Origin of the sequence: Paenibacillus sp. 598K (assembly GCF_003851045.1) — a bacterium.
Taxonomy (GTDB): Bacteria; Bacillota; Bacilli; order Paenibacillales; family Paenibacillaceae; genus Paenibacillus_D.
This window is the reverse complement of sequence record NZ_BFBX01000051.1, coordinates 768-1,606: the sequence shown is the minus strand read 5'-3', so window position 1 is coordinate 1,606 and position 839 is coordinate 768. Positions and strand designations below refer to the sequence as shown.

Annotated in this window: 2 protein-coding genes; both read left to right on the top strand. The window is 62.5% G+C overall.

The features are described 5' to 3' along the window. The coding region (locus PA598K_RS16030; RefSeq protein ID WP_148091958.1) for an iron chelate uptake ABC transporter family permease subunit at window positions 1–204 on the top strand (204 nt) is incomplete at its 5' end. 193 nt (window positions 205–397) lie between these two features. Then, the coding region (locus PA598K_RS16025; RefSeq protein WP_148091957.1) for a family 43 glycosylhydrolase at window positions 398–839 on the top strand (442 nt) is incomplete at its 3' end.

Here is an 839-nt window from a genome sequence, read left to right as displayed (position 1 = left end):
CGACCGACGAGACTGTTCCCGGTGAGTGCGCTGCTCTCCGCAGTCCTGTTGTCCGGGGCCGACTGGCTAAGCCAGAGCATGACGCTGACGCTCACCTTGTCCGGTCTGGAGCACCGGGTATCGAGTCTGCCCGTCGGCGCGGTGACGACGCTGCTGGGTGCTCCGTTCTTCCTCTACCTGCTGCGGCGCTCGCGCCCCGGATGAGCGAGGCCGGCGAGTGCCGGGCGATGCAAGGGGCATCCGCAGCGTCTTGAGGCTGTCACAGGCGCCAGCTCGCTGGCGCTTTTTGTCTGGGGCGATGTCGGCAGGAGCTGCAGTTCGGCAGGTTGTCGGAGATGGTAGGACATGGTACGGTTAGGACGCATCTATTTTTATTGATAGAGGAGCGAATTGTACTATGACCTACCGCAATCCCGTCATCAGCGGCTTCCACCCCGATCCGAGCATCTGCCGCTCGGGGGACGATTATTATCTCGTGACGAGTTCCTTCGAATATTATCCCGGCGTGCCGCTGTTCCACAGCCGCGATCTGGTGCACTGGCAGCAGATCGGCCATGTGCTGACTCGTCCGAGCCAGCTGCCGCTAGATACGGCGAGGAGCTCGGGCGGCGTCTTCGCGCCGACGATCCGTGTCGACAACGGCATCTACTATATGACGACGACCAATGTGTCCGGCGTCGGCAACTTTATCGTCACGACAGACGATCCGCGCGGCGAGTGGTCCGAGCCGATCCGCATCGATCAGCCGGGCATCGATCCGGATCTCTTCTTCGACGAGGACGGCGCGGTCTATTACTCCACGGCCCAGGGCGCCAAGGGTATCTTCCAGAGCCGGATCG